The organism is Corynebacterium sp., from assembly GCF_043426755.1.
Lineage (GTDB): Bacteria > Actinomycetota > Actinomycetes > Mycobacteriales > Mycobacteriaceae > Corynebacterium.
Genome location: NZ_JBHWRP010000003.1, coordinates 13634 through 39819, shown reverse-complemented (window position 1 = coordinate 39819; position 26186 = coordinate 13634). Strand labels below are relative to the sequence as shown.

Sequence of the window (26186 nt, the reverse complement as noted above, 5' to 3'; positions counted from 1 at the left end):
CGGTTAACCGATCCTATGATACGGCACGAAAGAATATCTTCCTCTGTCGGGAGCACTGGTAAATTGGCTGCCATGTCTTATCTGATCCGAGTCGTGCTTCCCGACGAACCTGGCAGCCTTGGCGAATTGGCCCAGGCGTTTGGCATGTTGGACGCCAACATTGAGTCTGTCGATGTCGTGCAGACGCTTGACGACGAAGGCTCTGTACTTGATGACATTGTCGTATCCCTCCCGAAAGACGTCATGGCCGATGGTCTGATTACCGCAGTCGGGGCGGTCCCTGGAGCCGAAGTGGACTCAATCCGCCCCTTCACCGGGCGCGTGGACAGGCGCGGCCAAATTAAGATGTTGTCCCGTGTGGCACGCTGCGCCCACGACATCCCCGCGGCGATGGAAGAACTTGTCAACGTGATGCCGCAGGCAATGACCTCCTCATGGGCGATCGTCCTTGAGGAAGCCGCAGAGGGAGTGACACGTGTCGCTGCTTCCCAGGCTGCCCCCGCCGACGACGGGTCCTCCCCCGAACTCGCGCATGTAGAAACGGCCCGAGTCCTCGACGCAGAAGTCGAAGAATGGATTCCCGAGGGCTGGGGCATCCTGGACTCTGCGCTGGCTGCCACCCCGATTGCCCACACCGACATGATCCTGGTCATGGGCCGGATTGGCGGGCCAAGTTACCTCGCCTCCGAGGTCGCCCACATCGGCGACCTCGGGATGATTGTGGGAACGCTAGTCCGCAACGCCTGACTCTAAGAGTCGCTGGAACCCAGCCTCGTCGAGGATGGGCACGCCAAGTTCGAGCGCCTTATCTTCCTTCGACCCAGCGTTGTCCCCGGCGACCACATAGTTAGTCTTCTTCGATACCGAGCCGGCGGCCTTTCCACCCCGGCTCAGAATTGCTTCCTTCGCCGAATCACGGGTGAAGTTTTCCAAGGTACCGGTCACCACCACGGTCAGCCCCTCCAGGGTCTGTTCCGCCTGATCAGTGGTGTCGGCCTCCATCGTCACGCCATCTTTCGCCCAGGCGTCGACGATATTGCGGTGCCAGTCCACAGTGAACCACTCTTTGAATGCCTCCGCGATAATCCCGCCCACCCCGTCGGTCTCAGCGAGATCCTCCACGGGGGCGTCGATAAGCGCCTGCATGGACTTGTAGCGCCCGGCCAATGCCCGTGCGGCGGTGGGCCCGACGTGCCTGATGCTTAGTGCGACGATGACGCGCCACAGGTCCACTTCGCGTGCGGTGACCAAGTTCTCCAGCAGCTTCTTGCCGGTGGCGTTCAGCTTGCCTGCCTTGGTTGTGTATTGGGTGGTTTTCAGCAGGTCCTCTTCGGTCAGGGCGAACAGGCCGCCTTCGTCGATAAGCACACCCGAACGAATCAGGTCCGCGGCCGCCTTCTCACCCAACGCCTCGATATCGAAAGCTCCGCGCCCGGCGAGGTATTCCAAGCGACTGGCCAGCTGCGCGGGACAGGAGCGTGTGTTCGGGCAGCGCCAGTCCACGTCCCCTTCCTTCTGTGGTGCCAAGCGCGTGCCGCACGAAGGACACAGGGTGGGGAAAATGAATTCGCGTTCGCTGCCATCGCGCAGGTCGGCCACTGGCCCCAACACCTCAGGGATGATCTCGCCGGCTTTTCGCAGCACGACCGTATCGCCGATGAGCACGCCTTTGCGCTTCACTTCCTCCTGGTTATGCAGCGTGGCCATCGACACTGTGGAGCCAGAAACGAAGACAGGTTCCATCACTGCGAAGGGGGTGACGCGACCCGTACGCCCCACACCCACCTGGATGTCCAGCAGCTTCGTGGTCACTTCCTCCGGCGGATACTTATAGGCGATCGCCCAGCGTGGCGCACGCGACGTCGCACCCAACCCGCGTTGCTGCGCGATGGAATCGACCTTGACGACGACACCGTCCATCTCATGGATCGCATCGTGGCGATGATCGGCCCAATACTTCACGGCCTCCCGCACCTCTTCGGCTGTGGTGGCCTGCTTGGTGTACTCGCTGACCGGCAGCCCCCAGGACTGCAACGCTTCATAGGCCTCGTGCTGGGTGGCGGGTTCGAAACCCTCGCGGGCGCCGATGCCGTGGCAGATCATGCGTAGCTTTCGCTTCTTCACATCCTCCGGGTTCTTCTGCCGCAGTCCCCCGGCCGCTGTATTACGCGGGTTGGCGAAGGGCTTGCCGCCTTCCTCGATGCGCTGCGCGTTCAGCTCTGGGAAGTCTTCGGGGCGGATGAACACCTCGCCGCGCACTTCCACCAGCGGCGGGTAGTCTCCGCTGAGGTTGTGCGGGATATCGTCGATCACGCGCGCGTTAGCGGTGATGTCCTCTCCGGTGGTGCCGTCGCCTCGTGTCGCGGCACGCTCGAGCTGGCCGTCGCGGTACACCAAGTTGATCGACAGTCCATCAATTTTCAGTTCGGTCAGATACGGCCCCGGCGTGCGCGCCAGCCACTCGGTCAGCTCCTCGTCGCTAAACACGTTGTCCAAGCTCATCATGCGCTCGAGGTGTTCTACGTCGTCGAATGCACCGGAGACGGGCGCGCCCACTTCTTTCGTCGGCGAGTCGGGCACCGCCAGTTCTGGGTGCTCTTCTTCCAGCGCCTGAAGCTGGGCAAAGAGCTGGTCAAACTCGGCATCGGTGATGACGGGCTGGCCGTTGTAATACAGTTCGCGGTGGCGGCGGACGTCCTCAGCGAGATCGTCCCATTGACGGCGGAGTTCAGCAGATTGTTCGGTCACAGCGTCCAAGTCTAGCTAGAGTAGAACCCATGCCAACGTTTAATGCCTCCCGGATGCTCTCCTTCGACCTTGAGACCACATCAGCCAATCCGAATGAGGCGCGCATCGTCACTTCCGCGACCGTGAAGATCGACGGAAGTAACGTGGACGCGCGCGAAGAGCTTGCAGATCCAGGCGTAGAGATTCCCGAAGAAGCAGCCAAAATCCACGGCATTTCCACCGAAAAGGCGCGCGCGGAGGGGCGCCCTCACGACGAGGTTTTGGCCGAGACCGTCGAGATCATCAAGAAGGGGTGGGAGGATGGCCTCACACTCGTCGTTTTCAACGCCCCTTATGACCTGACGGTGCTGCGGCGCCTGACCGGCGATTTCACAGTGACCGGCCCGGTGTTCGACCCGTACCTGATAGACCGCATGATGGATCGCTACCGCAAGGGCAAGCGCACCCTCACCGCGTTGTCGGAGTTTTATGGGGTGGAGTTGGGCAATGCTCACGAGGCTACGTCGGATGCGTTGGCTGCCGCGCGCATCGCATGGAAGCAGGTGAACAAGATGTGGCCTGAGCTTTCACAGGTTGATACTGACAAGCTCATGGAGGAGCAGGCCGTCAAGCACTATGAGCTTCAGGATGACCTGCGCAAATACCTCGAGTCCCGCGGCCGCGATGCATCAAACGTCTCCCTTTCATGGCCGATGATTAACTAAGGAAATCCCTGCGTAGCACCTCATCGCACTCGCGCGCCCGCGCAAAATTCCGTGCCGTCTCCTGCAACGTCTCCCCCGACTCGGCATATACGTCCAGCAGGGTATTTGTCGGGTCTAGCTGAAGCTTATCGACGAATTCTCCTACCTGCTTCGGTTCTTTCGGGGCAATGGCAAACTTGTGACCTCCCGCCAACGCGGCACCAGCCCGGTCGAGTACCTCCGTGGAAGTAAGTTTGTCGAGGTCCACCGTCAGCCACGCGGCGTCGAAAAGCGGCGCACTGGTGTGAAGCAGATGCTCCCCGAAACGGTCGAGCCGGCCTAGGATGTCGTCGTCACGCACTGCCTTGATCGTGTCGAAGTCCGTTGTGCCCTTGATCTTGCCGGCGCGGATTTCAGGTAGCCGTGGTTCGTCGAGCTGCAAGATGACGGCGGCGTCGAAGCGGCGCGTGAGGTCGTCGATATGCGCCCGCGCCGTCTCAATTAGTGCGGAGGTGAGGTCCTCGAGCGCGCCATCGTCGGATAGCATGCGGTGACCGTTGCCCATCTCGATCTCGGCTGCGAGCGTCCACGGGCCAACCAGCTGTGTTTTGATCTGCGTGAGTTTTCCGGCCCAGAGCTCCTCGAGCAGGTCTAAATCCCGCTCCATCTGGTCCGCCGCGCGACGAGTAAGCAATTGCGGGCGCTTCGTCACCCGCCACGAGCGCGGGCCTCGATCCACATGGATCGGCAGCAGAGAGGCGGTGCGTCCCACCAGGTCCGAACCCAGGCCACGCGCCGGCAGCTGCGGAATATGAGGCAGAGGCGTCTCCGAAAAAGCGATATCCGCCGCATGCGCCAAATTTGTTCCGGGCATCTCCCCCAGGCCGAAAGAAGTCATGGTGTGCAATCCTAGCAATTTTTGGCGATTCGAACACGTTTTCGAAGGTATGTCAGGCCATGTCCGAGGCATGTTTTATAGTGATAACGAAACATCCACAAGACACCTAAAACACCGCATGAACAGGGCATTCTCGGGAGGGCCTCATGCTTAAGACACTAGAAAAACCGCCTTTAGAACACTCACCAACACTCATTGACCAGTACGGCCACGAGCTCAACGAGTTATCCGCGCGCATAAACGACGAAGAGGACTTCGGTGATCTCGGAGAGCTCCTCGAATCCGTGGGCTCGCTGAAAAAGTTTCTTGACCAACTCATCTGCGTGGTGCTCGTGCGCTGCGAAGACCAGGGCAACGCCGATTTTTCCGATGCCCAGAGCCGCGGCGCTGCAGCCCTCGCTCTGGGAGTCACCAGCCATCGCGTATCGACGATGGTCAACGTGGCCCGCGACGTCACGCAACCGACACGATTCCAGAAACAGTTTCTCGAAGCTGAGCCCAACTTCCCTGCCACCACGGAGGCTTTCCAGCGGGGCGCCATTAGCTTTGATGCCTGCAAAACCATCCGGGACATCCTGGGCGATGTCGAACGCAGCCCTGAGTGGTACGCTCTCGAAGCCCAATTCGCCGCGATGGCCGTGCACATGCGTCCCGATCAGCTCCGGGCTCACGCCAAAATGATGATCATGGCCCTCGGCATGGGCACCAACAAAGAAGACCGAGAGGCACGCCGCAGCGTCGGCATCGGTGAGCAGAAGGCCGATCTCATGTCTACTCTCTTTGGAGAGGTGGACGACCAATTGGCAACGCTGTTGAAGAGATTGTTCTTGGACTACGGCAAGCCCGGCGCGCTCCTCGAGGAGGGAGCTGACGACACTCGCACCAAGGTCCAGCGCCAGCACGACGCCCTCAAGGCTGCCCTCATGGTCGCCTTGGAACAAGGCGGCCCAATGGCACCGAAACGTGGGGCCGCTTCGGTTGTAGCAACAATGACCGTCGATCAGCTCGCCGCACTCAACGGGGTTGCCATGACTGATGTCGGCACCGTGGTCAGCGTCGAGGAGCTCCTAGAAATGGGGGCGGCGAAGCATTGGTACTTAGCGGTCCTCGACGGAACCACAGGTAACTTGCTCCACCTGTCACGCACGCGAAGGGGCGCGGACATGGCCATGTACCTAGGCTTGCTTGCCTCTCAGGGAGGTGATCAAACTCCAGGTTCCAACGTTCCCGCTGCTCAGTGTGAAATCCATCATGCGATTGCCTACGCCATGGGTGGAGAAACTTCCGAGGACAACCTCATCTTCATCTCCCCCTGGACGCACCGCAAGGTCGATGACAAAAAGGAAAATGAGAACAAGTACTGGACTGTCGTCGAGGACGGAAAGATCTACTTCCGCGAACCACGCTATGTCAACCGGGATCGGCCGTTAGCGACGAACTGTGCGCCTTGGTTGTACCTCAACCCCGGCCAGCAGATCCGTTACGCGGCCAAGGGACAATCACGCAGTTGGTTTGCCCACATCACCGACGATATCGACCCGTTAAGCCGTTCCGCAGATCGTGCCTGATCCCAATACGATATCGCCCTTACCGTCCGGGTCTGGCAAGTACAACACTGCTGCCTGCCCTCGAGCAACACCAGAAAGGGGTTCCTTCAAGTCCAGTACCATCGAATCCTCGTCGATACGCGCCCAGCATGGGACGACTGATCCGTGCGCGCGGATCTGCACGTGTGCTTCGAATTCACCGCGCATGTCTGGGTGCAGCACTTTGAGGCGATCGGCCTTGATCTGACTGACCTGCAGAGCCGAACGTGGCCCCACAGTCACGGTGCCGGTGGCTGCATCAACATCGGTGACGTACCGCGGCTGCCCGTCAGCTGCCGGGACTTTGATGTCCAGGCCGCGGCGCTGCCCAATCGTGTACTGGAACGCGCCATCATGTTCCTTCAGCTTGGTGCCGTCTTGGTCCACGACCATGCCGGGGCGCATACCGATCGAGCGCCCCAGAAAGGCTTGCGTGTTTCCATCAGGGATGAAGCAGATGTCATAGGAGTCCGGCTTCGAGGCAGTCGCGAAACCATGTTGCTTCGCTTCCTCTCGGATCTCGGGCTTCTCTGTATCCCCGATCGGGAACAGGCAATGGTCAAGTTCGTCGCGCGTCATCACACCCAGCACGTAGGACTGGTCCTTATTCGGGTCGACGGAGCGCCGTAGGTTGCCTTCATCGTCGACAATCGCATAATGGCCGGTGGCGACAGCGTCGAAGCCGAGTGCCCGGGCGCGTTCCAACAGCGCCGAAAACTTGATCTTTTCGTTGCAGCGCAGGCACGGGTTCGGTGTTTCGCCCGCGGCGTAGGACTCCACGAAGTTATCGATGACTTCGAGCTTGAACCTGTCCGAAAAGTCCCACACATAAAAAGGGATGCCAAGGTGGTCGCACACTCGGCGTGCGTCGGCCGAATCCTCCAGCGAGCAGCAGCCGCGGGCGGATTCGCGCGTTTGTTGTGCGTCCTGGGACAACGCCATGTGCACGCCGACGACATCGTGGCCGGCTTCCACGAGACGGGCGGCCGCCACTGAGGAATCGACGCCGCCTGACATAGCTACAAGAACACGCATGTCAGGCAGTGTACCCTTTGTTGCCATGGCCCGAAAACAGCAGGAAAACCAGACTTATGAGATCGATACTGGCATCGCCGAGGTGGTGGAAGAACCCGACGGGTCGGTCACCCTGCTGGTCAACGGGGTCCCCTCGTCGAACAATGTACCGGGTGATCCGGAGCGTCTTGAGTTCGAATATATGCGGTGGATCGTCGCGGCCATCGAGGAGCTGCCCCCTTCACAAGCGAAGCCGCGGCTGACCCACTTGGGTGGCGCGGGTTGCTCCCTGGCGCGTTACTTCGCGCACCTGTGGCCGGCTTCGCGCAATACTGTCGTCGAGATTGACATGGAGTTGGCGCAGCTGGTGCGACAGATTTTCGACATCCCCAAGTCCCCCGCAGTGAAGATCCGTGTCGGCGATGCGCGGGAAGAGACCGATAACTTCTATCCGGCAAGTAGAGACATCCTCATCCGCGACGTGTTCGCCGGCGCTACCACACCCCGCAGCCTCACGACGGTCGAGTTTTTCGCAGCCGCGCGGGCATCGCTTGCCGACGAAGGCCTCTACGTGGCCAATTGTGGTTCGCATGCGGATCTCACCAATGCCAAAGATGAGCTGGCTGGAATGCTGGAAGTGTTCCCCCATGTGGCAGCCATTGCCGATCCACCCATGCTGAAGGGACGCCGCTACGGCAACATCATCTTGCTGGGGGCGAACTACCCGCTAGAAGATACGGGTGCTCTTACTCGGCGGCTTCTCCAGGGCGCGGTGCCGGCTCATTTTAAGGGTCACGCTTGGGCACGGAATCTCGCGGCAAAAGGCACGGCACGACGAGATATAAAGTCACGCTAATGCATATTTAGTCAACTTAGATGAAACCAAGATTAAACTCTATTCATTTAAGCCATTTCAAGTAGACATGTCATTTCGGCAGGGATACAATCCAGATTGTCCTGAATAATATCTATATACAAGGTAAGAATTACCATGCCTTTAGTCCTTTCGACGCTGGTTCTAGTGATCTCTTTGGTCTCTCTTGGAATGCTTTCCCGCCAGCGTTTTCGTCGCACGTTCAAGCGCTCTCTCCGAAAGCCGGAGCAACACTTGTGGCTACTTAATACAGGCTTTCTCATCGCAGCCGTCTGCAGTGTCCTTCACCTGATCACAGAGAATGGCTGGTTGGTTGTCGCCGCGGTGCTGGTCTTGATCCTCACGCTTGCCGCCTTCGCCGTCATCAACCTAGAGTTCCGCATCCCGGAGCGTGCGCCTAGCCGTCGCACCAGCATCCTCTTCGTAGCCGCGCACCCAGATGACATGGAGATTGCGTGCGGATCGACGATCGCAAAGCTGGTGGATACCGGCCACGAGGTCCACGGCATTATCATGTCGGACGGCTCCGACGGCGGGGACGCGTCGTTACGCCCCGACGAGGCACGCGAAGGCGCGAACTTCCTTGGCTTATCAACGCTGAGGATCATGCACATGACCGACCGCGCGCTCAATTCGCACATGAATGAGATGATCGCCGTGATTGAAGAGAGCATCGTGCACCACAACCCGGATATCATTTTCACCCATTCGAAGAACGAAGTGCACCAAGATCACCTAGCCGTGCATCAGGCCGTGATGCAGGCTGGGCGTAATCATCACTCGATTCTGTGCTTCGAGTCCCCCTCCGTCACCACTGATTTCAAGCCGACTGTCTTCATCGATGTCATGGATTATTCGGACGTCAAAGCGGAAGCAATCGCTGCGCACGCTAACCAGTCCGGAAAGCCGTATATGACGCGCGAGATTACCGATTCGATCACCACATTCCGCGGACGCCAAGCACGTGTGCGCCGCGCGGAAGGCTTCGAGCCGATGCGCCTGAACTTGAACGACCCACTGCCCCTCTAAGAAAGAATTTTTGTGACTACTTTTCTCATTACTGGTGTTGGTGGGCCGGCGGGCTCGTCGTTAAGCGCACAGCTGCGCGAGCGCGGGCATGATGTTGTGGGCGTGGACATGGTCGAGCTTGAAGGCGTCCTGCAGGGCCCGCGCGCCGATTCGCCGGAACTGATCCCTTTTCTGCGCCGCGTGATCGAAGAGCACAACGTGGATGTCTTCATCCCCACCGTGCAGGACGAGCTACCTTTTGTCGCCGCCGCGGCCCCACTGCTGCCCTGCACGGTGGTGTTGTCGGATCCGCTGGCTATCGGGTTGGCCCACGACAAGTGGTTCACCGCCCAGCACTGCGCGGACCATGGCCTATCGGTGCCTGAGACAGTGACGGGCAGCGCCGATTTCCCGCACTTCCCCCATGTGGTCAAGCCGCGGGTAGCTCGCGGCGGTCGCGGGGTTATCGTCGTCGATACGCCTGAGGAGGTCGGCCCTGATCGTGATGACGCGCTGATCCGCCAAGCTTTCGCCCCTGGCGAGGAGTACTGCCCGCAGCTCTACATCGGACGCGACGGCGAGATCGTGTGCAGCAATCTGCGCAAGACCAAACTGCGCGACGGCCGGGTAGGCAATGCTGACGGTGTGGAGCGGGCTACGCACGGCGCCGTCGAAGACCTTGCAAAACAGGTAGCGGTCCTGTTCAACCTGCGTGGGCCGGTGGATATGGATATCCGGCTGAACGACGACGGCACCCCATTACTCTTAGAAATTAACGCGCGCTTCGGCGCAAACTCTGCCCATGCCCCGGAGATTCTGGACGCACTGCTGGCGGAGGTGCTGTAGCCGATGATGGCTTTCTATATCTTCACGATGGGGCTGCTGCTGTTCCGCCTCCTGTTCGTGCCTTTGTCCTTGGCTCATGAGTATTTGGCGCGTCGTCGGCAAGCCCGTGGCAACTTGGGCGTGCTTGACGACGAACCGACCGTCTCTGTGGTGGTGCCTGCCCACAACGAGGAAACGGTGCTGGAGGCGTGCGTGCTGTCGATTCTGGGCTCCGGCTACGAGAACATGGACGTAGTCATCGTGGACGATGGCTCAACCGATCGCACCCGCGAGATCGGCGAAGCACTTGCCGCCGAGCACGAGAAGGTGCGCTACATTTACCAGGAGAACGCGGGTAAAGGTGCTGCACTTAACCATGGGTATCGGGAGTCGACCGGCAAATTCTTGATGTTTATCGACGCCGACAGCGTCTTCACCCCGAATACCGTCCCAGAGATGCTCAAGGCATTCCACAACGTCAACGTCGGCGCAGTATGTGGCGATGACCGCCCTTCTAACTTGGACCGCATCCTCACCTGTTTCCTCGCGCTGATTACACACGTAGGAACGGGCTTGGTCCGCCGCGCTTTCGATATCTTACGCGTGGTGCCCGTCATTTCAGGCAATTGCGGTGCTTTTCGACGATCGTGCCTGGACGAGGTCGCTCTCACTGATCCGGGCAGGCCGCTGCGTGAGGACACAATCGGTGAAGACCTTGAACTGACGTGGAAAATTCACCGCACCAGCTGGCGCGTCGTCTTCGCGCCCTACGCTTTGGTGTACGCAGAATCGCCATCGAAGGTGAAGGCCCTGTTCAAGCAGCGTGTGCGGTGGGCACGTGGTTTCCTCCAGAGCTTCAGGTATCACTGGAAGTGCATGTTCACCTTGCGCTATGGCTCCTTTGGACCGTTCCTCTGGTTCTCTGTAGCGACGATGGTGCTGCTGCCGATCACCCAGGTTGTGCTCCTGGTGTGGGCTATTTGGGATTTGCAGAACGTCCAGTGGGCGACGTCCGCCGGGGAGTTCTGGGCCGGGGCGTGGGGTGTGCTGGTGGCATCTGGTTTGGTGTTGTCCGTCATCCTGTTGGTTATCGCAATGGCGCTGTCGAATTCGCTGCGAGACCTGCGCCATGCGTGGGCGCTTCCGCTGTGGCCCTTCTATTCCGTGCTGATGTCGTTTACGATGATCCGGGCGCTGCATTTAGAGATTACCAATGCAGAGCAAGTCTGGAATAAGCCAGAACGTACAGGCGTGATTTCCCATACGAACACCACGCAACTGCCCGCGAATGCCGTGGCAGCTTAAGCCTGAGGAGGCTCCCACAACTTGAGTAAAAACGTAATTGCTGCAATCGCCGTAGCAGGTCTTGGCCTTGCCTCGTGCGCCTCTCCAAGCCAAGCGGTCGCCAACGAGCTGACCATCGGGATCGGGTGGGAGTCAATCTCCGACGATTCGGTGGACTGGACCAAGGTGCGCGAGCACCTCGACGCTTCCGACGCCGACGCGATCACGGTTGGGGTGGGGCGTTCGGACTTCATCGGTTTTCCCGCCGCCGGCCAGGAAGAGTACTGGGCCGCCGATGTGGAGGCTGGCGAAGACAGGGTCCGCGATGTCGTCGATACGCTTACTGCGGACACTGACCGGACGGTGACCCTCACGATCGACGTGATGGCCCCAACGATCGTCGAAACCAACCCCGATTATGTCGGGGCTTTCGCTGATAGCTCGACGTCGGAAGATTTCCCGTCGGCGACTGCGCTGCACTCAGGCGAGGTGGGTGACCGAATCGAGTCCATGTGTGCGGCGGTCGACGAGCGCTACTCCCCTGACGCGATTGCGTTGACCGAACTGATTGGCGATACGTTCTTCTCTTCTGCGGACGAGCAACTCTACCGCGAAATGACGGGCGAGCCAGAGTTTCCCCGCAACGATGATGGTGAGGTCAACACTTCTGATGACACCCTGAATGATTGGCAGTCCGGGATCATCACTGATGTGATCGAGCGTTGCCAGGACGCTTCGGGCAACCAGGTAGTGATGGACGCGCGAGTTAATTGGGATGCGCCGGGCGAGAATCGCTTCGACTCCGGCCACCGTTACGACGATATCTTGGCCACCGGCGCCGACCTCAGCCTGTGGGCGTACACGAGCTTGTCGGACGAAGAGCCGGAGACGGTTGAGGCAATCGCCGCGGGTTTGAGGGAGCGTTTCGACGAGAGCGAACAGGACCGCATTACTCTCTCGCTAGGCCTGTGGGGTGACTTGACGCCGAGGCAGCTAGAAACGGCAGTGGGATCCACCGGTGATTTTCACACTTCGGTGACTCCCCTGTCCCTGATGACGGATCGGCACTGGGCCGTGCTAGAAAACTAGCGCATCGCCTTATTTGCGTTCTCGAGCAGGATCAGCAGGTCGCCCACGGTGTAATTGCCGACTGCCATGTTCTCGAGATCGTCGAGCGGCAGCGCGCCACTTTCGATTTGCTCCACCACGGTGGCAGTGATATTCGAAGCGTCTTCTGCATCGAAGCCGACGGACTGCGCGGCTTCCTGCAAGGCTGGCGAGGCGACGATGCCCAGACCTACGGCGACGATCGCAGCGACGAGCGCGGTGTTGTCTTGGCCTAAGACCTCTAGCGAGGGGTTTTCCGGTGCCTGAACAGTTTCTAGGACACCGCCTGGCGAAGCCAGGTTTCCAGCAGAGAACGAGTTCAGCTGCGAATCGTTACCGTTGAACAGGTTCATATCCACCGGGGTGTCAATACCGGCGACACGGCCGTTTCCGGAGCGCTGCCAGAATGAGACTGTATCCCAGCCGCCCACCGGATTGGGCGCGTGGTTCTGGTACGCCGCGAGCCATAGCGGATACTCCGAAAATTCACTGGTATTGCCCATGTCGACCTGCCAGAAGTAGCGGTAGGTGTAGATCATCGGGGTCTTGCCAGTCAAAGTCTTCAGTTCGGTGAGGAAGGTCCGGGTCCAGCCGCTCAGCTGAGAAGGTGACAGGCCTTCGGAGACCTCAATATCCAACACTGGTGGCAGGCTTGTCTCTGGTGCTTGTGCCATGACAGATGCGAAGTGCGCAGCCTGCAAGCGAGGATCCGTTGCCGGGCGGGCGTAGTGGTAAGCGCCCGTGAGCAAACCTGCGTCATTCGCGGCCTCGACATCTTGAGCGTAGAAGTCATTGGTGAAGTCAGAGCCCTCGGTAGCCTTGACGAAGGCGTAGCGCTGGCCGTCGGCAGCAACGGTGGACCACCTGATGGGGTTTCCGCCAGGGTGCTGATGGCCAGCGACGTCCACACCGGAGGCCGCAAAGGGGTTGGCAATCGCTTCGGCACGTGGGGCGAATGGGACCGCGATTAGGGCAAGGGCCATCGCGACTGCGACGATGACTGAGTTCAGCTTAAGGGAAATGCGCATGCGTCAACCCTAAACGAGTTATGTCACATCTGCCACTTACGAAACACCTGTAACTTTATAAGCTTCCAGCAACACGCGCCTTCGCCACAATGTCCGCGATATGGTCCACCACAAAGCGCACGTCTTCCACGGTGGTCGTCCGGCCCAACGTGAGGCGCAGGGCCCCCATCCCAGTCTGGGCATCCACCCCCATCGCCTCCAGAACATGACTCATCCGATTCACGCCACTAGCGCAGGCAGAGCCTGTCGACGCTGCGATCCCTGCAGCATCCAGCAACATGATCAGCGAGTCACCATCTGCGCCCGCGAACATGAAGTGGGCGTGGGTCGGAAGCGCTGGTTCACTGGTAGTTACGATCACATCGTCGATACGCGAGGTGACACCGGAAATGAGCTGATCACGCAGAGTCCCAATCCGTTCCATGTCGGCGGCCATGGAGTCTGTCGCCTCCCGCAATGCGGCAGCCGTCGCGGCCGCGGAGGCGACATCAACGGTGCCGGGACGAATGCCGCGCTCCTGTCCCCCACCAAACAATGTGGCGGCAGGGACTGGGGAGCGTCGCGCCAGCAGCAGCCCCGTGCCGCGCGGTCCGCCGAATTTGTGGGCACTAATTGCCAAAGTCGTAGCACCTAAGGCATGAAAGTCGATGGGCAGCCGACCGGCCACTTGGACGGCGTCGATATGCACGGGTGTGCCGACAGTCGAGGCGCGCGCTACTACCTCTTCGACGGGTTGGATGGCACCAGTCTCATTATTTGCCCACATGCACGTCGCCACGGCGGCCGGCAGATCAAGTGCCGCGAGGTCTGAGACATGCCCGGATTCGTCGACAGGCAGCCACTCTACGTTCGCCCCCTCAAGGGACTGCACAGTTTCCAGGGCTGCGGGGTGCTCGATAGGCGTCGAAACCACCCGGTCAAGGCTAGAGGCCTGATATAGGCCTCTGATCGCGATGTTATCCGCCTCGGTACCGGAGCCAGTGAACACTACCTCTACCGGGTCTGCGCCCAAAAGCTGCGCGATTTCCTCGCGAGCCTCGGCCAGAACCTTATTGGCATGCCGGCCGTCGGCATACTGTCCCCCTGGGTTTAAAGCGCCAGCATGTTCCACCCATGCGTCAATCGCGGACTGGCGCATGGGTGTGGTGGCCGCGTGGTCGAAATAGTGACTCACTTGCGCTTGTTGAGCTCCGCGATCAGCGCGGGCACGATCTCTTCGACATCGCCCACAACACCGATGTCAGCGATCTGGAAGATGGCTTCGTCGGAATCCTGATTCACAGCGACGATGGTGCCGGACGTCTGCATGCCGGAAGTGTGCTGGATCGCGCCGGACACACCCAGCCCGATGTACAGGTCCGGGGAAATGGTCACGCCAGTCTGGCCGATCTGCGCACTCGCGGGTGCCCAGCCCTCGTCGACAGCATCGCGGGTCGCGCCCACGGCAGCCCCCAGGGCGTCAGCTAGCGGCTCGACATACTCTTCGAAACCGCTCTCTGAAACACCGCGCCCGCCAGCGACCACCACGGTGGCCTGGTTCAGGTTCGGGCGATCGCCGCGCTCAGCAGGGCTGAAGGACGTGACGACGACATCCTTGCCCGTCGCGGTGGGGAGAGGCATCGGCGCCACCTGACCGGCTGCCGCCTCCGGCACCGGCTTCACGGAGCCTGGGCGCACAGTGTAGACGGGGCACGCACCACCGGCTGCGGCCGTGGTCACCACGGAACCGCCGAAGATTTCGTGGCGGGCAGCGCCGCCGGCCTCGATGCCGACGACGTCGAGCAGCACGCCCGACGCAAGCCGGGCAGCCAAGCGGCCAGCGATTTCATTGCCGCTAGCGGTGGCCGCGATGACGATGGGAGCCGGGTTCGCCGCGCCCAGCGCGTGCAGGGCGTCGACCTCAGGCAGGATCAAACGCTGGCTGTAATCCTCCGCGGTAGCGTCAATGACCTGGGCGGCGCCGGCCTCTGCCAGCGCGGGGGCAAGCGCTTCGGCCTGCCCGGCCTCGCCGACAACCACGGCGGACACAACACCCAAGGGGCGCGCTGCGGTGATCAGTTCGTTAGTAACAGGGTCAAGCTGGCCGGAGTTGTGTTCGACCAGAACATATACGTGCGACATGTGGCCTCCTAAACCAGGTTCTTTTCGACGAGCTTGGACACAATCTGAGCTGCAATATCTTCCGGCGAACCGGAATCAATAATCTCGCCCGCGGTACGTGCTGGCACCTCAGTGGTGGCCTGCACGACGGTGGCAGAGTTGTGCAGGCCGACCTGGCCCGCATCCACACCAATCGCAGCCAGATTCAGCTGCTGGATCTCTGCCTTCTTGGCAGCGGCCAGGCCCTTAAAGTTCGGAAAGCGCGGGCTGGCGGCCTTCTCCGAAACGGAGAGGACTGCAGGCAACTGGGCCTCGAGCTGCCAGGTGCCCTTCTCGTCGTAACGCGTGGCGGTGACCTTATCGCCTTCGATAGCCACCTCGCCGAGCTCGGTCAACGCCGGGATCTGGCGGTACTCGGCGAGCAGGCCGGCCATCACGCCGCCCTGACCGTCCGAGGACTGGTTGCCACTGACGATGAGCACGACATCCTCAATGGTGTTAATCGCCTTGGTCAGAGCCCACGCGGTGGCAACAGCATCGGAGCCGGCCAGGCCCTCGTCGGAAAGCAAGATCGCGTCATCGGCACCCATCGCAAGCGCTTTACGCAAAGCCTCGTCGCTGCCCTCAGGCCCCATGGATAGGGCAACGACGCGGTAATCGCCGGCCTCCTTGAGCTGCAGGGCAGTCTCGACTGCGTATTCATTAATCTCATCGATGATCGAATCAACATTCGTGCGATCGAGCGTATGGTCCGGCTCCAGGACTTTCTCAGACCAGGTATCCGGAACATTCTTCACCAGCACCACGATGGTGGCCATGAATGCTTCACCTCTCCATTGTTGCTTTATTTTGTAACGCCCTACAGTAGCCTAGTCCGAAAGTTGGGAAGAACGCTCCCCCGCCCATTCGCGCGGCCCACACACGAAGGCCGCGGCCGAATTTCCGATCCGAGCGATCACCACCGCCATCGGCTTCTTTCCTTTAAGTTTCATCTTTTTCCGCAGCTGATCGGGGTCAACGTCCACCCCCCGCACGAGGATTTCCACGCTCCCGGCGCCGTGCGCTTGCAAAGCCGAGCGAAGCTTCTTCAGCGGCACCTCCTCGATGAATGGAAATCCGCTCCAACCCTCCGGGATCGCGTCGCCGGACACAAACGCGATGTGTTCATCGAGCATCCACAAGCTGTGGCGCGCCGCCCAGCCACGCACCAGCCCGGCGCGAATCACGGCACCGTCCGGCTCGACGATATAGCGTCCGGGGGCTGCCACGTCCACGTCGTCCGGATCGCGGTCGGTGACTTTTTCTTGGCGCGCGCCGAGCATAATCGCTTCACGACGATCGCCCGTGCCCAACCCTGGCGTGTAGAGGCAGGCCTCTTTCACCGCGCCGTCGACGCTGACCACGCTGACCAAACCATCCCACTCGGAGTAGTCGAGGCCGGGCGCGCACTTAACGGCAAGTTCGCGGCCCGGGTAGGCGTTGAGCAGATCAGGCAGTGGCGGTAAAAGCTGGGCGGGATCGGTGATGCGGCGCCCACCTGCGCGGCGGGCGGGGTCAGCGACGATGACGTCGGCGGTGCTGGTCGGTGTCAGTGCGTCGGCGCGCAGCAGCCAGGCCTGGTCGCCGAGGTTGTGGCGGGCCATGTGCAGCCGTTGTGGGTCGAGGTCGCTGCCGATCCACTCCATGCCGCGCTCCAGGATGGGTGGGGCTTCCGTGCCGATGGAACAGGTCACGTCGTGTACTAATCGCGCCCCCGTGGCGTGGAGCTGTGCGGCCCGATATTCCGCAACGGCGTGTGGTGTGGCCTGCTGGGCTGTGTCGGAATCTACCAGCCAGTGGTCCGGGAACTTTCCAGTTCCCGCGCGGCGGGCTGTCGCTAGCTCGATGACGGCACGGGTGTAGTCACCGAAGTGCTCGCGGGCCACTTTGTGGTCGGCCAGCATCGATTTCTTTGTCAGGTCAAGATCGCCGGTGACCTCGTCGATAAGCGTGCTGTGCTCGCGCAGGAAGCGAATTTCGTTGTCAGTGAAAGCCACCGATTTTGCCAATTCTGTCTACGGGGGTGTGGGTGAAAAAGTCAGCGTAGCGCGGGATGTGGGTGGGGTCGCCAACAACGGGGCTTAAGTCCTGTTCGCGCGCCGCGGCCTGGACCTCGGCGACGGTTTCGAAACGCGACAGGTCCAGCAGCTGTGCCCACGTCGATACGGCGAAGCGCACAAGACCCACGCGCCAGCCCTCGATGAGCAGGCTGGGAGGGAACCAATTCGCGTCATCGGCCTCCCCGGTGTCGCCGTCCGGGGTCTGGCCCTCCGGCACCGTTGCTACAAAAGAGAAGGTGTCAAACCAGTTGCCCACCTCAGACTGGCCGACCCACCGGCCCCACGGCTCAAGCTTGTCGGCGTTGACCTTCAGGTTGTTGGCGCGCAGCACGTCGGTCAGGGACGCCTGGTGGGAGACGAGCTTGTCGCGCGCGTCCGAAAAAGGTCGGGTGTCGGACAACATGGTGCCGTCGGAATCGGCCACCAGCAGCGTGCCGGTCTCCTCATAGATTTCGCGTACGGCGGCAAACACCAAGGCGTGCGCCTTGTACTTGTTTAGGCCAAGGCGACGGGCCATGGAGACCACGCTGCGCCCCATCCACAGGTCGCCCGAGTCCCAGGACCGGGGCGGGAAATCGCGGCTGTCCACGCCTCCGCCGGGAAACACAGTCATCCCCGGATAGTTCCGCATGGTGCGCACGCGCTCTTGGGCCCACACTTCGAGCCCGTTGTCCCCGTCGCGCAGCAGCATCACCGTGGCGGCCAGACGCCCGCCGTTGAAGCCGGTAGTTTCAGTGGGGTCGATGCGGTCGACATTGTCCGCCGAAAAGGCGCCGCGTGATCTGTGCATTCACCCACCTCCTCTTCCTATGCTCGGTGCGCTCCTCCCCGACGTGACCTACGGGCGAAGTACCGGCCGTCTATGCGCTCCAGCTGAATGGGCTGGTGGTAGGCGGTGGTCAAGTTTTCGCTTGTGAGAACGTCGTCGATAAGGCCTTGGGCCACCACGTTACCTTCATCCAGCAACATGGCGTGGGTGAAACCATACGGAATCTCCTCGACGTGGTGGGTGATCATCACGATTGCGGGCGCGTCTGGGTCCAGGGCGAGGTCGCCGAGGTAAGCCACCAAGTCCTCGCGCCCTCCTAGGTCCATGCCGGCGCCTGGCTCGTCGAAAATGAGCAGCTCCGGGTCGGTCATGATGGCGCGGGCCACCAAGACGCGCTTGCGTTCACCTTCGGACAGTGTCCCCCAGCGCCGGTCGATCAGGTGCAGCGCGCCGATCTGTTCGAGCTTCTCCGCCGCCTGGTCATAATCCATCTCGTCGTACTGCTCGCGCCAGCGCCCCAAGATCGAATAACCGGCGGAAATCACCAGGTCGCCGACCTTTTCATCGCCGGGGATGCGGTTGCCTATCGACGAGGAACTCACACCGATCGAGGCCCGCAGGTCGCGCATATCGGTGCGTCCAATCTGCTCTCCAAGCACGAAAGCGGTGCCAGAAGACGGGTGGACTTCCGCCCCCGCCATCCGGATCAGACTGGTCTTGCCAGCCCCATTGGGGCCGACGATCACCCAGCGCTCATCAAGTTCCACCTGCCAGTCCACGGGACCTACCAAGGTGTTGCCGCCGCGACGCAGTTCGACACCGCGGAAGTCGATCATCAAATCGGGATCAGTTTCGAGCTGGATGTCATTCATGTCTCCTATTGTGACCTATTTTCCATCACCACGGTGTAAGTGACACGTTTTGACTAGGATAGAAGACGAATCATTTCCTAGAGATGGAGTTATGAAAAATGACTGGACGACTTGGGATCGATGACGTACGGCCACAGATTTCTGGCCGCACCCTACCGGCGAAAGCGGTAGTCGGGGAGGTTGTACCGATCTCCGCGCTGGTCTGGCGCGAAGGGCATGATGCAGTGGCCGCCACCGTGGAGATCACGGGCCCGAATGGCGAACGTGATTCCATCCTCATGCAGCAGGAGACGTTCCGCCCTGACAACGTCCATGCCGTGTTTGTACCCGAGTCTGTCGGCCTCTGGCGCTTCTGCATCGATGCGTGGTCGGACCCCATGTCCACGTGGCGCAACGCTGTGACGAAGAAGCTGGACGCCGGCCAGTCTGCCGAGGAAATGGCTAATGACTTGCACCATGGCGCCGAACTGTTCGAGCGCGCGGCGGAGAACGCCCCGGATGCGGACGCTGGGGTGTTGCTGGAGGTTGCGCGCACGCTTGACGACGATTCCCTGTCCGTCGAAAAGCGCGTGCAAGCAGGGCTGACTGAGGAAGTATTGGACATCCTGACCGACTACCCGCTGCGCGAGCTTGTCACCCGCGGCCCCATCTGCGATATCGCGGTGGAGCGTCGCGATGCCCTTGTGAACTCCTGGTACGAACTCTTCCCTCGCTCGACTGGCGGCTGGGACGAGGACGGCAACCCAGTCCACGGCACCTTCGAGACCACTGCCGCTGCGCTGGACCGGGTCGTCGCAATGGGCTTTGACACCGTCTACTTCCCACCAATTCACCCGATCGGCGAGATCAACCGCAAGGGCAAGAACAACACCCTGACCACCGTGGAGGGCGACGTCGGTTCCCCGTGGGCGATCGGTTCGTCGGCAGGCGGCCACGATGCTGTCCACCCAGAGCTGGGCACCGAGAAGGACTTCGCCCGGCTGATCGAACGCGCCGAGGAGCTGGGCCTAGAGATCGCGCTCGACCTCGCCCTGCAGGCTGCGCCGGACCACCCATGGGCCGTCAACCACCGCGAATTCTTCACCGAGCTGGCGGACGGGACCATCGCCTACGCCGAGAACCCGCCGAAGAAGTACCAGGACATCTACCCCATCAACTTCGACAATGATCCGAGGGGCATCTACAACGAGGTCTATCGCGTCGTCATGCACTGGGTGAACCTGGGTGTGACCACCTTCCGCGTGGATAATCCACACACGAAGCCGGTGAACTTCTGGCAGTGGCTGATTAAGCGCGTCCACGAAACCCACCCCGAGGTCATTTTCCTGGCAGAGGCCTTCACCCGCCCTGCGCGCATGTTCGGCCTAGCCAAGAGCGGCTTCTCCCAGTCCTACACCTACTTCACGTGGAAGACGTCCAAGGAAGAGCTGACGGACTTCGCGCTGATGGTCGCAGGTCTTGCCGATGTGTCCCGCCCGAACCTGTTCGTGAATACCCCAGATATTCTGCACGAATCCCTGCAGAAGGGTGGCCGCGCCATGTTCGCCATCCGCGCCGCGTTGGCTGCGACCATGAGCCCGCTGTGGGGTGTGTACTCCGGATATGAGCTCTACGAGCATGTTCCGGTACAGGAGGGCAGCGAGGAGTACATGAATTCCGAGAAGTATGAGCTTCGCCCACGCGATTACGAGGCAGCCCTGGCGAACGGCGACTCCCTGCAGCCGTATATCACTCAGCTGAATCAGATCCGCCGTGACAACCCGGCCCTGCAGCAGCTGCGCAATATCCACTTCCACGAGATCGACAACCCGAACTTGATCGCCTACTCCAAGGTGGATGCCGTCACTGGCAATGCCGTCTTGGTCGTGGTCAACCTGGATTCTTATGGCATGCAGGAAGGCATGATCAACGTGGACATGGAGGCAATTGGCCTTCGCCAAGGCGACTCTTACCTGGTGCGTGACGCCGTCAGCGGAGCTGAATACGCCTGGAGCGACCGGAACTTCGTGCGCCTCGAGCCGTTGAAGGATGTTGCCCACATCTTCGTCCTGCCGGATGTGCTCCCTGAGCGCCGCGAAAAGCTGGCGTGGCGCGAGATCCCTGAGCACGACTATCGACCATAGAAGTGTCCCCGGGGGCATTGGGGCTTCACGCCAATGCCCTCGGGTAACTTCATTATTGAATACCTTTCACTATCGACCATCGAAGGAATACCCATGACTGAGGGCCAGAACATCGACCCCGCTCTGTTGATCCCGGACGCGGACCGTGAGCGACTGCGCAATTGCAGCCACCACGCACCACATGATTTCTACGGCTGGCACTCCACCTCCACTGGGTCGGTCGTGCGAACCCGCCAGTTGGGCGCGGAACATGTGCAGCTGCTCATCCACAATCAGGCGTTCGACATGACCCCCATCGGCGACGATATCTGGGTCTACGGGCTTGACGACGAGCTCACCCCGGACTACCGCCTGAGGATCAAGTACCCGGATGCAGAACCCGTGATCATCGCGGATCCCTACCACTTCCTCCCCACCTTGTCGTCTTTTGACCTGCACCTGATCGCAGAAGGCCGCCATGAGCGGCTGTGGGAAGTTCTCGGCGCAAACGTACGCTCCTACGAGACCACGATGGGCTCGGTCAGAGGCACCTCGTTTGCCGTGTGGGCACCTAATGCCCAGGGTGTCGCCGTGATCGGCGACTTCTGCGCCTGGAACCCTAACCAGTACCCGATGCGCGTGCTGGGTTCCACCGGCATTTGGGAGATTTTCATCCCTGGTATCGAGCCGGGTGCCACCTACAAGTTCGCTATCCAGACCAAGGAAGGTCATCGCCGCGATAAGGCCGACCCGATGGCAAAGCAGACTCTTGCCCCACCAGAGACCGTCTCCCAGGTTGTGGACCAATCCCTCTACCAGTGGGGCGACGCAGAGTGGGTCAAAAACCGCGATGCCTGCGACACCATCAACGCCCCGATGAGCATCTACGAGGTCCACTTGGGCTCGTGGAAGATCGGTAAGGGCTACCGTGAACTTGCCGACGAGCTTGTAGATTACGTCTCCGAGCAGGGCTTTACCCACGTGGAGTTCCTCCCCGTGGCTGAGCACCCCTTTGGTGGCTCCTGGGGCTACCAGGTCACCGGCTACTACGCCCCTACCGCGCGCTGGGGTTCTGCCGACGATCTCCGCCTCTTGATCGACAAGCTGCACCAGGCAGGCATCGGAGTCATCATCGACTGGGTGCCTGCGCACTTCCCGAAGGATGATTGGGCTCTGGCGCGTTTCGACGGCACCGCGCTCTACGAGCACCCTGACTGGCGCCGTGGCGAGCAGAAGGACTGGGGCACCTACGTCTTCGACTTTGGCCGCAATGAGGTGCGCAACTTCCTCGTCGCCAATGCCCTGTACTGGCTGGAGGAGTTCCACATCGACGGCCTGCGCGTGGATGCTGTGGCGTCCATGCTCTATCTCGACTACTCCCGCGACGACGGCGAGTGGCTGCCTAACCAGTACGGTGGCCGCGAGAACCTCGATGCCGTGCAGTTCCTCCAAGAAATGAATGCTACCGTCCACCGCGAGCATCCAGGCGTTGTCACTATTGCAGAGGAATCCACCTCTTGGCCAGGCGTGACTACCCCCACCGAGCAGGGTGGCCTGGGCTTCAGCCTGAAGTGGAACATGGGCTGGATGAATGACACCCTAGAGTTTTTCAAGCTGGATCCAGTCCACCGTTCCTACCACCACAATGAGATCACGTTCTCCATGGTGTACGCCTTCTCGGAGAACTTCGTCCTGCCGTTCAGCCACGACGAAGTCGTCCACGGCAAGGGTTCTCTGTGGGGACGTATGCCGGGTGATGATTGGAACAAGGCCGCCGGCCTGCGCACCTTGTTTGGCTACATGTACTCCCACCCAGGCAAGCAACTGCTGTTCATGGGCCAGGAGTTTGGTCAGACCGGTGAATGGGATGAGGCACACTCCGTCGACTGGTCCAATCTGGAAGGCTGGGGCTCCGAATTCCACCTGGGCATTCAGCGCCTAGTTCGCGACCTCAACGTCATCTACAAGGCCCAGCCGGCACTGCACTCGCAAGACAACACCCCGATGGGTTTCCAGTGGGTCAAGGGCGACGATGCCGCCAACAACCTGCTGGCGTACATCCGCTGGGGAACAGACGGCACCCCGATCTTGGTGACGATCAACCTGGGCGGCACCTCCCAGCAGAATTACCGCCTCGGAGTTCCTCGCACGGGTGCGTGGGAGCTGCTGCTCAACTCGGATGACAAGGTCTATGAGGGCGCAGGCAATGACCTGCCCCATACCGTTTACACCTCACCCGAGGCGTGGGACGGCCAGGACCAGTTCGTAGAACTGCACATCCCAGCGATGAGCGTGCAGTACTACATTTTCAAGGGTTAAAACAGTGAAGAGGCCAGGCGCGTCCTGGCCTCTTTTACGCGCTCATCAGCAGAATCAAACAGGCTGAACAGCTCGAGAAGGCGCGCCTTCGCAGCCTCTTTCTCATCGCCAGCGCTGCGCTCCATGAAGGACAGCAGGCGATCAAAAGCCTTTTCAGGGGCGCCAGCGACGACCTCCGCGTCGGCAGCATCGAGTTGCTTATCGACGACATCTGGGTCCGCCTCCGCCTCTGCAATCGGATCCGTCGTACGGTTTTGAGGGTCGAGGCGCTTCACCACCGCAACAGTTGCCTTGGCCTGCTTGACCTCTTTGTTCGTCGGGTCTTCGGCGAGGATCTCGTCGTAAATGCGCGTGGCCGCGTCAAAATCGCCAAGGTTCAGCGCTGAGGTTGCTGCATCCAAGCGCGGATCCTGCGGTTCCTCCTCCTCGGCAGCGCCTGGCAGTCCTTGGAGCTGCGGGCCAATCTGCTGGACCAGGGTATCGACCCACTGCTTCAGCATGTCCGCAGGCTGGCCGCCTTCGAAAGAGGTCACCGGGCGGCCTGCAGCAAGCGCCAGCACGGTGGGCACGCCACGCACGCCAAGTGCCTGGGCGATCTGCGGGGTGGTATCAGAGTCGACGTAGCCCACGACGAAAGAATTATTGCCCTGCGCGGCAAGCTGCTGGAAGGTGGCCTTCAGGTCCTCGGAGTCCTCAGAGCGTGCCGAGCCGACGAGCACTACTACGGGCACTTGGACGGAGCGCTGCAAAACGTGCGACTCCAAGTTTTCTTCCGTAACAGTGAAAAAGCTCTCCACAGCACTTGAGGCCAACTTTTCGCGGGCCTCTGCCTGCTGCTGGAGGCGGCCAAGGTCAACGGCACCATGCGGGGTAGTCATCTAGTTCTCCTTCTTCATAGCTTTTTCGAGCGAGTCCATTTTCTGATGCAGCTGGTCCGTGTACCCTTCGCGAATATCGGCCTTGATCACCAGCGAAACCCGCGGGGAGACAGCGCGAACCGCGTCGGTTGCGCGCTTGATCACGTCCATGACCTCGTCCCATTCCCCCTCGACGATGGTAAACATCGCGTTAGTCTCGTGCGGCAGGCCGGAATCACGCACGACGGCGACCGCTTGGGCCACGGCATCCGCCATTTCGGCGCGAGGGTTATTGGTCACGGTGGGAGCTACAGAAAATGCAACGATCATGCAGACCAGTGTAACCAGTTCTGCTTATCGACGATCCCAGCAGTGCCGATGCCAGTGGCGACGGTCATCTCCCCTACCGCCGTAGTCACGCGGCCACGCCACGATGTGCGCCACACCTGGCGGAATGTTCTGGTTGCACCCCGGGCACACATAAAACTTGGTTGCCCGCGAGGAACCAATGTGTCGCATCAAGAAGATCTCACCGTGCGTCCAGCGCGGGCCTTCCACCTCTTGGGTGCCCAAATAGGAGGCGCCGTCGCGTGGCAGTTCGCGAGCGGGCCGTGGGGAGACTCCCCTGCCCCGCCTGCGTGAAGGACGATTACGACGAGGCACTTAAAACAGCCTCAGCTCATTAGTCTCGATCCCCCGCAGGTCATCATAATCCAGCACAACGCAACGGATCCCCCGGTCCTCCGCCAGTGTCCGCGCCTGTGGCTTAATCTCCTGGGCCGCAAATACACCGGACACGGGCTTTAACAACTCGTCGCGGTTGAGCAACTCAAGATAGCGCGTGAGCTGCTCAACGCCATCAATACCGCCACGACGTTTCACCTCGACGGCGACGTTTGTGCCGTCAGCTGCCTGCGCCAACAGATCGACGGGGCCGATCGCCGTCGGGTACTCCCGGCGCACGAGGGAATAGCCTTCCCCCAAAGTCGTGATGTGTTCAGCCAGCAGTTCCTGCAGATGGGCCTCAACACCATCTTTCACCAGCCCAGGATCCTCACCGAGGTCGAAGGATTTCTCATGGTACATCTCCTCGATGGTGATGCGCAGCTGCTCCCCTTTGGGGTTTTCGACGATCCATAGCACCTCGCCAGTATCGTCCCCATCGATATCCATGATGGCTTCTTCAACCACGGTGCACGGCGGAGTCATCCAGTTCAAGGGTTTGTAAGCGCGATCGTCGGCATGCACGGACACGGAACCATCGGCTTTGACCATGATCAATCGATCAGCCATGGGCAAATGGGCATCCAAACGGCCGACGTAATCCACAGAGCAACGGGCTATGACAAGACGCATGTCCTCTACCTTAACCCTGCTGGCGCGCCCGCCCAATCCGCTGGGATAACACGCGGTGGTCTTCCTTTTCTTTACGCACATCAGACGCCGATTCCAGCCACGAAGTCAACGCCATAATGCCCCGGCGATCCGCAGCGATCTCATAGGAGCGGTCTTCGACCAACAACTGCGTGATACGTGTATCCCGAGGCATGATTTCAAATTCTTCCGCCGTTGGCGTCCGATGCGCTTCTACGACGGTGTGGCGGCGATCGATGACCAAGTCAGCGCGCGGGGCAATGGAGCGCAGCTTGTAGAAATAGACCAAGTCGGTCTTGTACCGGATAGAACCGTGCCGCCATGAGTAGGTGTTTTTCGCTGGATAGGGACGAACCAGCACAGTCGTGCCACGGGACCGAAGCGCGAGAAACCGCCACGCAGCGAGAGCTAAGCAGGCTACTGCGAGGATGAGCAACACCCAACCGACTAACTCCATGACGGTTCTCCTGAAAGTCCCATTGAAGGTTCTATAAAATTCAATTACAAAAGATACTACCCTCCCCGCGTCAACACTCCAATCGCCTTTTTGGTGTATGTCCTAAAGCACATCTGGGGAGAGAAAAACCCGGGCCCTACCGCACTCTGTGGCGCGGTAGGGCCCGGGTCAAATCTATCCGA

At 60.6% G+C, this 26186-nt stretch carries 25 protein-coding genes; 10 read left to right on the top strand and 15 right to left on the bottom strand.

What is annotated here, in order from left to right; all coding sequences use genetic code 11:
* The first annotated feature begins 72 nt into the window (after positions 1 to 72).
* Positions 73 to 747, top strand: a complete 675-nt coding sequence (locus tag ACHFGA_RS00595; protein WP_394280541.1) for an amino acid-binding ACT domain protein — start codon at positions 73 to 75, stop codon at positions 745 to 747.
* Here ACHFGA_RS00595 and ligA read toward each other — a convergent pair.
* On the bottom strand, positions 730 to 2748 hold the full coding sequence (ligA, locus tag ACHFGA_RS00590; protein WP_394280540.1) for an NAD-dependent DNA ligase LigA: 2019 nt from the start codon (positions 2746 to 2748) through the stop codon (positions 730 to 732). The two genes, ACHFGA_RS00595 and ligA, sit on opposite strands and share 18 nt — an antisense overlap.
* Before the next feature lie 29 nt (positions 2749 to 2777).
* Between ligA and ACHFGA_RS00585 the strand changes: the two genes are divergently transcribed.
* Positions 2778 to 3452, top strand: a complete 675-nt coding sequence (locus tag ACHFGA_RS00585; RefSeq protein ID WP_394280539.1) for a 3'-5' exonuclease — start codon at positions 2778 to 2780, stop codon at positions 3450 to 3452.
* Here the strand turns inward: ACHFGA_RS00585 and ACHFGA_RS00580 are convergent.
* The gene (locus ACHFGA_RS00580) at positions 3445 to 4329 is read right to left on the bottom strand and encodes a methionine synthase (RefSeq protein WP_394280538.1); all 885 of its coding nucleotides are present in this window, start codon (positions 4327 to 4329) and stop codon (positions 3445 to 3447) included. The genes ACHFGA_RS00585 and ACHFGA_RS00580 overlap by 8 nt on opposite strands.
* A gap of 146 nt (positions 4330 to 4475) precedes the next feature.
* Between ACHFGA_RS00580 and ACHFGA_RS00575 the strand changes: the two genes are divergently transcribed.
* Positions 4476 to 5897 (top strand): DUF222 domain-containing protein, encoded by a 1422-nt coding sequence (locus ACHFGA_RS00575; protein ID WP_394280537.1) that lies wholly within the window; start codon positions 4476 to 4478, stop codon positions 5895 to 5897.
* Here the strand turns inward: ACHFGA_RS00575 and mnmA are convergent.
* Positions 5871 to 6950: a tRNA 2-thiouridine(34) synthase MnmA gene (mnmA, locus tag ACHFGA_RS00570; RefSeq protein ID WP_394280536.1), complete on the bottom strand. Its 1080-nt coding sequence runs from the start codon at positions 6948 to 6950 to the stop codon at positions 5871 to 5873. The genes ACHFGA_RS00575 and mnmA overlap by 27 nt on opposite strands.
* 25 nt (positions 6951 to 6975) lie before the next feature.
* On the opposite strand from mnmA, the gene ACHFGA_RS00565 reads away from it, so the two are divergent.
* From ACHFGA_RS00565 to ACHFGA_RS00545, 5 genes are all read left to right on the top strand, one after another.
* On the top strand, positions 6976 to 7785 hold the full coding sequence (locus ACHFGA_RS00565) for a spermidine synthase (protein WP_394280535.1): 810 nt from the start codon (positions 6976 to 6978) through the stop codon (positions 7783 to 7785).
* A gap of 135 nt (positions 7786 to 7920) precedes the next feature.
* A complete protein-coding gene (locus ACHFGA_RS00560) occupies positions 7921 to 8832 on the top strand; it encodes a PIG-L deacetylase family protein (protein ID WP_394280534.1) in 912 nt (303 codons plus the stop codon).
* 12 nt (positions 8833 to 8844) lie between these two features.
* Positions 8845 to 9657 (top strand): ATP-grasp domain-containing protein, encoded by an 813-nt coding sequence (locus ACHFGA_RS00555; protein WP_394280533.1) that lies wholly within the window; start codon positions 8845 to 8847, stop codon positions 9655 to 9657.
* Positions 9658 to 9660: 3 nt separating this feature from the next.
* Complete coding sequence (locus ACHFGA_RS00550) at positions 9661 to 10941, top strand: glycosyltransferase (protein WP_394280532.1); 1281 nt, start codon at positions 9661 to 9663, stop codon at positions 10939 to 10941.
* A gap of 21 nt (positions 10942 to 10962) precedes the next feature.
* The gene (locus tag ACHFGA_RS00545; RefSeq protein ID WP_394280531.1) at positions 10963 to 12009 is read left to right on the top strand and encodes a hypothetical protein; all 1047 of its coding nucleotides are present in this window, start codon (positions 10963 to 10965) and stop codon (positions 12007 to 12009) included.
* Here the strand turns inward: ACHFGA_RS00545 and ACHFGA_RS00540 are convergent.
* The 7 genes from ACHFGA_RS00540 to ACHFGA_RS00510 are packed head-to-tail and all read right to left on the bottom strand — an operon-like array spanning position 12006 to position 18895.
* A complete protein-coding gene (locus ACHFGA_RS00540; protein WP_394280530.1) occupies positions 12006 to 13055 on the bottom strand; it encodes a glycoside hydrolase family 25 protein in 1050 nt (349 codons plus the stop codon). The two genes, ACHFGA_RS00545 and ACHFGA_RS00540, sit on opposite strands and share 4 nt — an antisense overlap.
* Before the next feature lie 55 nt (positions 13056 to 13110).
* Positions 13111 to 14229 carry a cysteine desulfurase family protein gene (locus ACHFGA_RS00535; RefSeq protein WP_394280529.1) on the bottom strand — a complete coding sequence of 373 codons (1119 nt, stop codon included), beginning with the start codon at positions 14227 to 14229 and terminating at the stop codon, positions 13111 to 13113.
* Positions 14226 to 15176 carry an electron transfer flavoprotein subunit alpha/FixB family protein gene (locus ACHFGA_RS00530; protein ID WP_394280528.1) on the bottom strand — a complete coding sequence of 317 codons (951 nt, stop codon included), beginning with the start codon at positions 15174 to 15176 and terminating at the stop codon, positions 14226 to 14228. The genes ACHFGA_RS00535 and ACHFGA_RS00530 overlap by 4 nt, the downstream gene beginning before the upstream one ends.
* Positions 15177 to 15184: 8 nt before the next feature.
* Positions 15185 to 15973, bottom strand: a complete 789-nt coding sequence (locus ACHFGA_RS00525) for an electron transfer flavoprotein subunit beta/FixA family protein (protein ID WP_394280527.1) — start codon at positions 15971 to 15973, stop codon at positions 15185 to 15187.
* Between the two features lie 51 nt (positions 15974 to 16024).
* The gene (locus ACHFGA_RS00520) at positions 16025 to 17191 is read right to left on the bottom strand and encodes an SAM-dependent methyltransferase (RefSeq protein WP_394280526.1); all 1167 of its coding nucleotides are present in this window, start codon (positions 17189 to 17191) and stop codon (positions 16025 to 16027) included.
* Positions 17178 to 18044: an NUDIX hydrolase gene (locus ACHFGA_RS00515; RefSeq protein ID WP_394280525.1), complete on the bottom strand. Its 867-nt coding sequence runs from the start codon at positions 18042 to 18044 to the stop codon at positions 17178 to 17180. Before ACHFGA_RS00515 ends, ACHFGA_RS00520 begins: the two co-directional genes overlap by 14 nt.
* Before the next feature lie 17 nt (positions 18045 to 18061).
* On the bottom strand, positions 18062 to 18895 hold the full coding sequence (locus ACHFGA_RS00510) for an ABC transporter ATP-binding protein (protein ID WP_018580832.1): 834 nt from the start codon (positions 18893 to 18895) through the stop codon (positions 18062 to 18064).
* Between the two features lie 98 nt (positions 18896 to 18993).
* Here ACHFGA_RS00510 and ACHFGA_RS00505 point away from each other — a divergent pair, with 98 nt between their 5' ends.
* Both ACHFGA_RS00505 and glgB read left to right on the top strand, forming a co-directional pair.
* Entirely contained in the window at positions 18994 to 21018 is a 2025-nt protein-coding gene (locus ACHFGA_RS00505) for a maltotransferase domain-containing protein (protein WP_394280524.1), read from the top strand.
* Between the two features lie 93 nt (positions 21019 to 21111).
* Entirely contained in the window at positions 21112 to 23316 is a 2205-nt protein-coding gene (gene glgB, locus ACHFGA_RS00500) for a 1,4-alpha-glucan branching protein GlgB (RefSeq protein WP_394280523.1), read from the top strand.
* On the opposite strand, the gene ACHFGA_RS00495 is transcribed toward glgB, so the two are convergent.
* The 5 genes from ACHFGA_RS00495 to ACHFGA_RS00475 are packed head-to-tail and all read right to left on the bottom strand — an operon-like array spanning position 23313 to position 26004.
* Positions 23313 to 24194, bottom strand: a complete 882-nt coding sequence (locus ACHFGA_RS00495; RefSeq protein ID WP_394280522.1) for a co-chaperone YbbN — start codon at positions 24192 to 24194, stop codon at positions 23313 to 23315. The two genes, glgB and ACHFGA_RS00495, sit on opposite strands and share 4 nt — an antisense overlap.
* Positions 24195 to 24503: an MTH1187 family thiamine-binding protein gene (locus ACHFGA_RS00490; protein WP_394280521.1), complete on the bottom strand. Its 309-nt coding sequence runs from the start codon at positions 24501 to 24503 to the stop codon at positions 24195 to 24197. It abuts the gene before it with no gap.
* A gap of 24 nt (positions 24504 to 24527) precedes the next feature.
* A complete protein-coding gene (locus tag ACHFGA_RS00485) occupies positions 24528 to 24836 on the bottom strand; it encodes a hypothetical protein (RefSeq protein ID WP_394280520.1) in 309 nt (102 codons plus the stop codon).
* Positions 24837 to 25529, bottom strand: a complete 693-nt coding sequence (gene nucS, locus ACHFGA_RS00480) for an endonuclease NucS (protein ID WP_394280519.1) — start codon at positions 25527 to 25529, stop codon at positions 24837 to 24839.
* A gap of 10 nt (positions 25530 to 25539) precedes the next feature.
* Positions 25540 to 26004, bottom strand: a complete 465-nt coding sequence (locus ACHFGA_RS00475) for a DUF2550 domain-containing protein (protein WP_394280518.1) — start codon at positions 26002 to 26004, stop codon at positions 25540 to 25542.
* Positions 26005 to 26186: the final 182 nt, after the last annotated feature.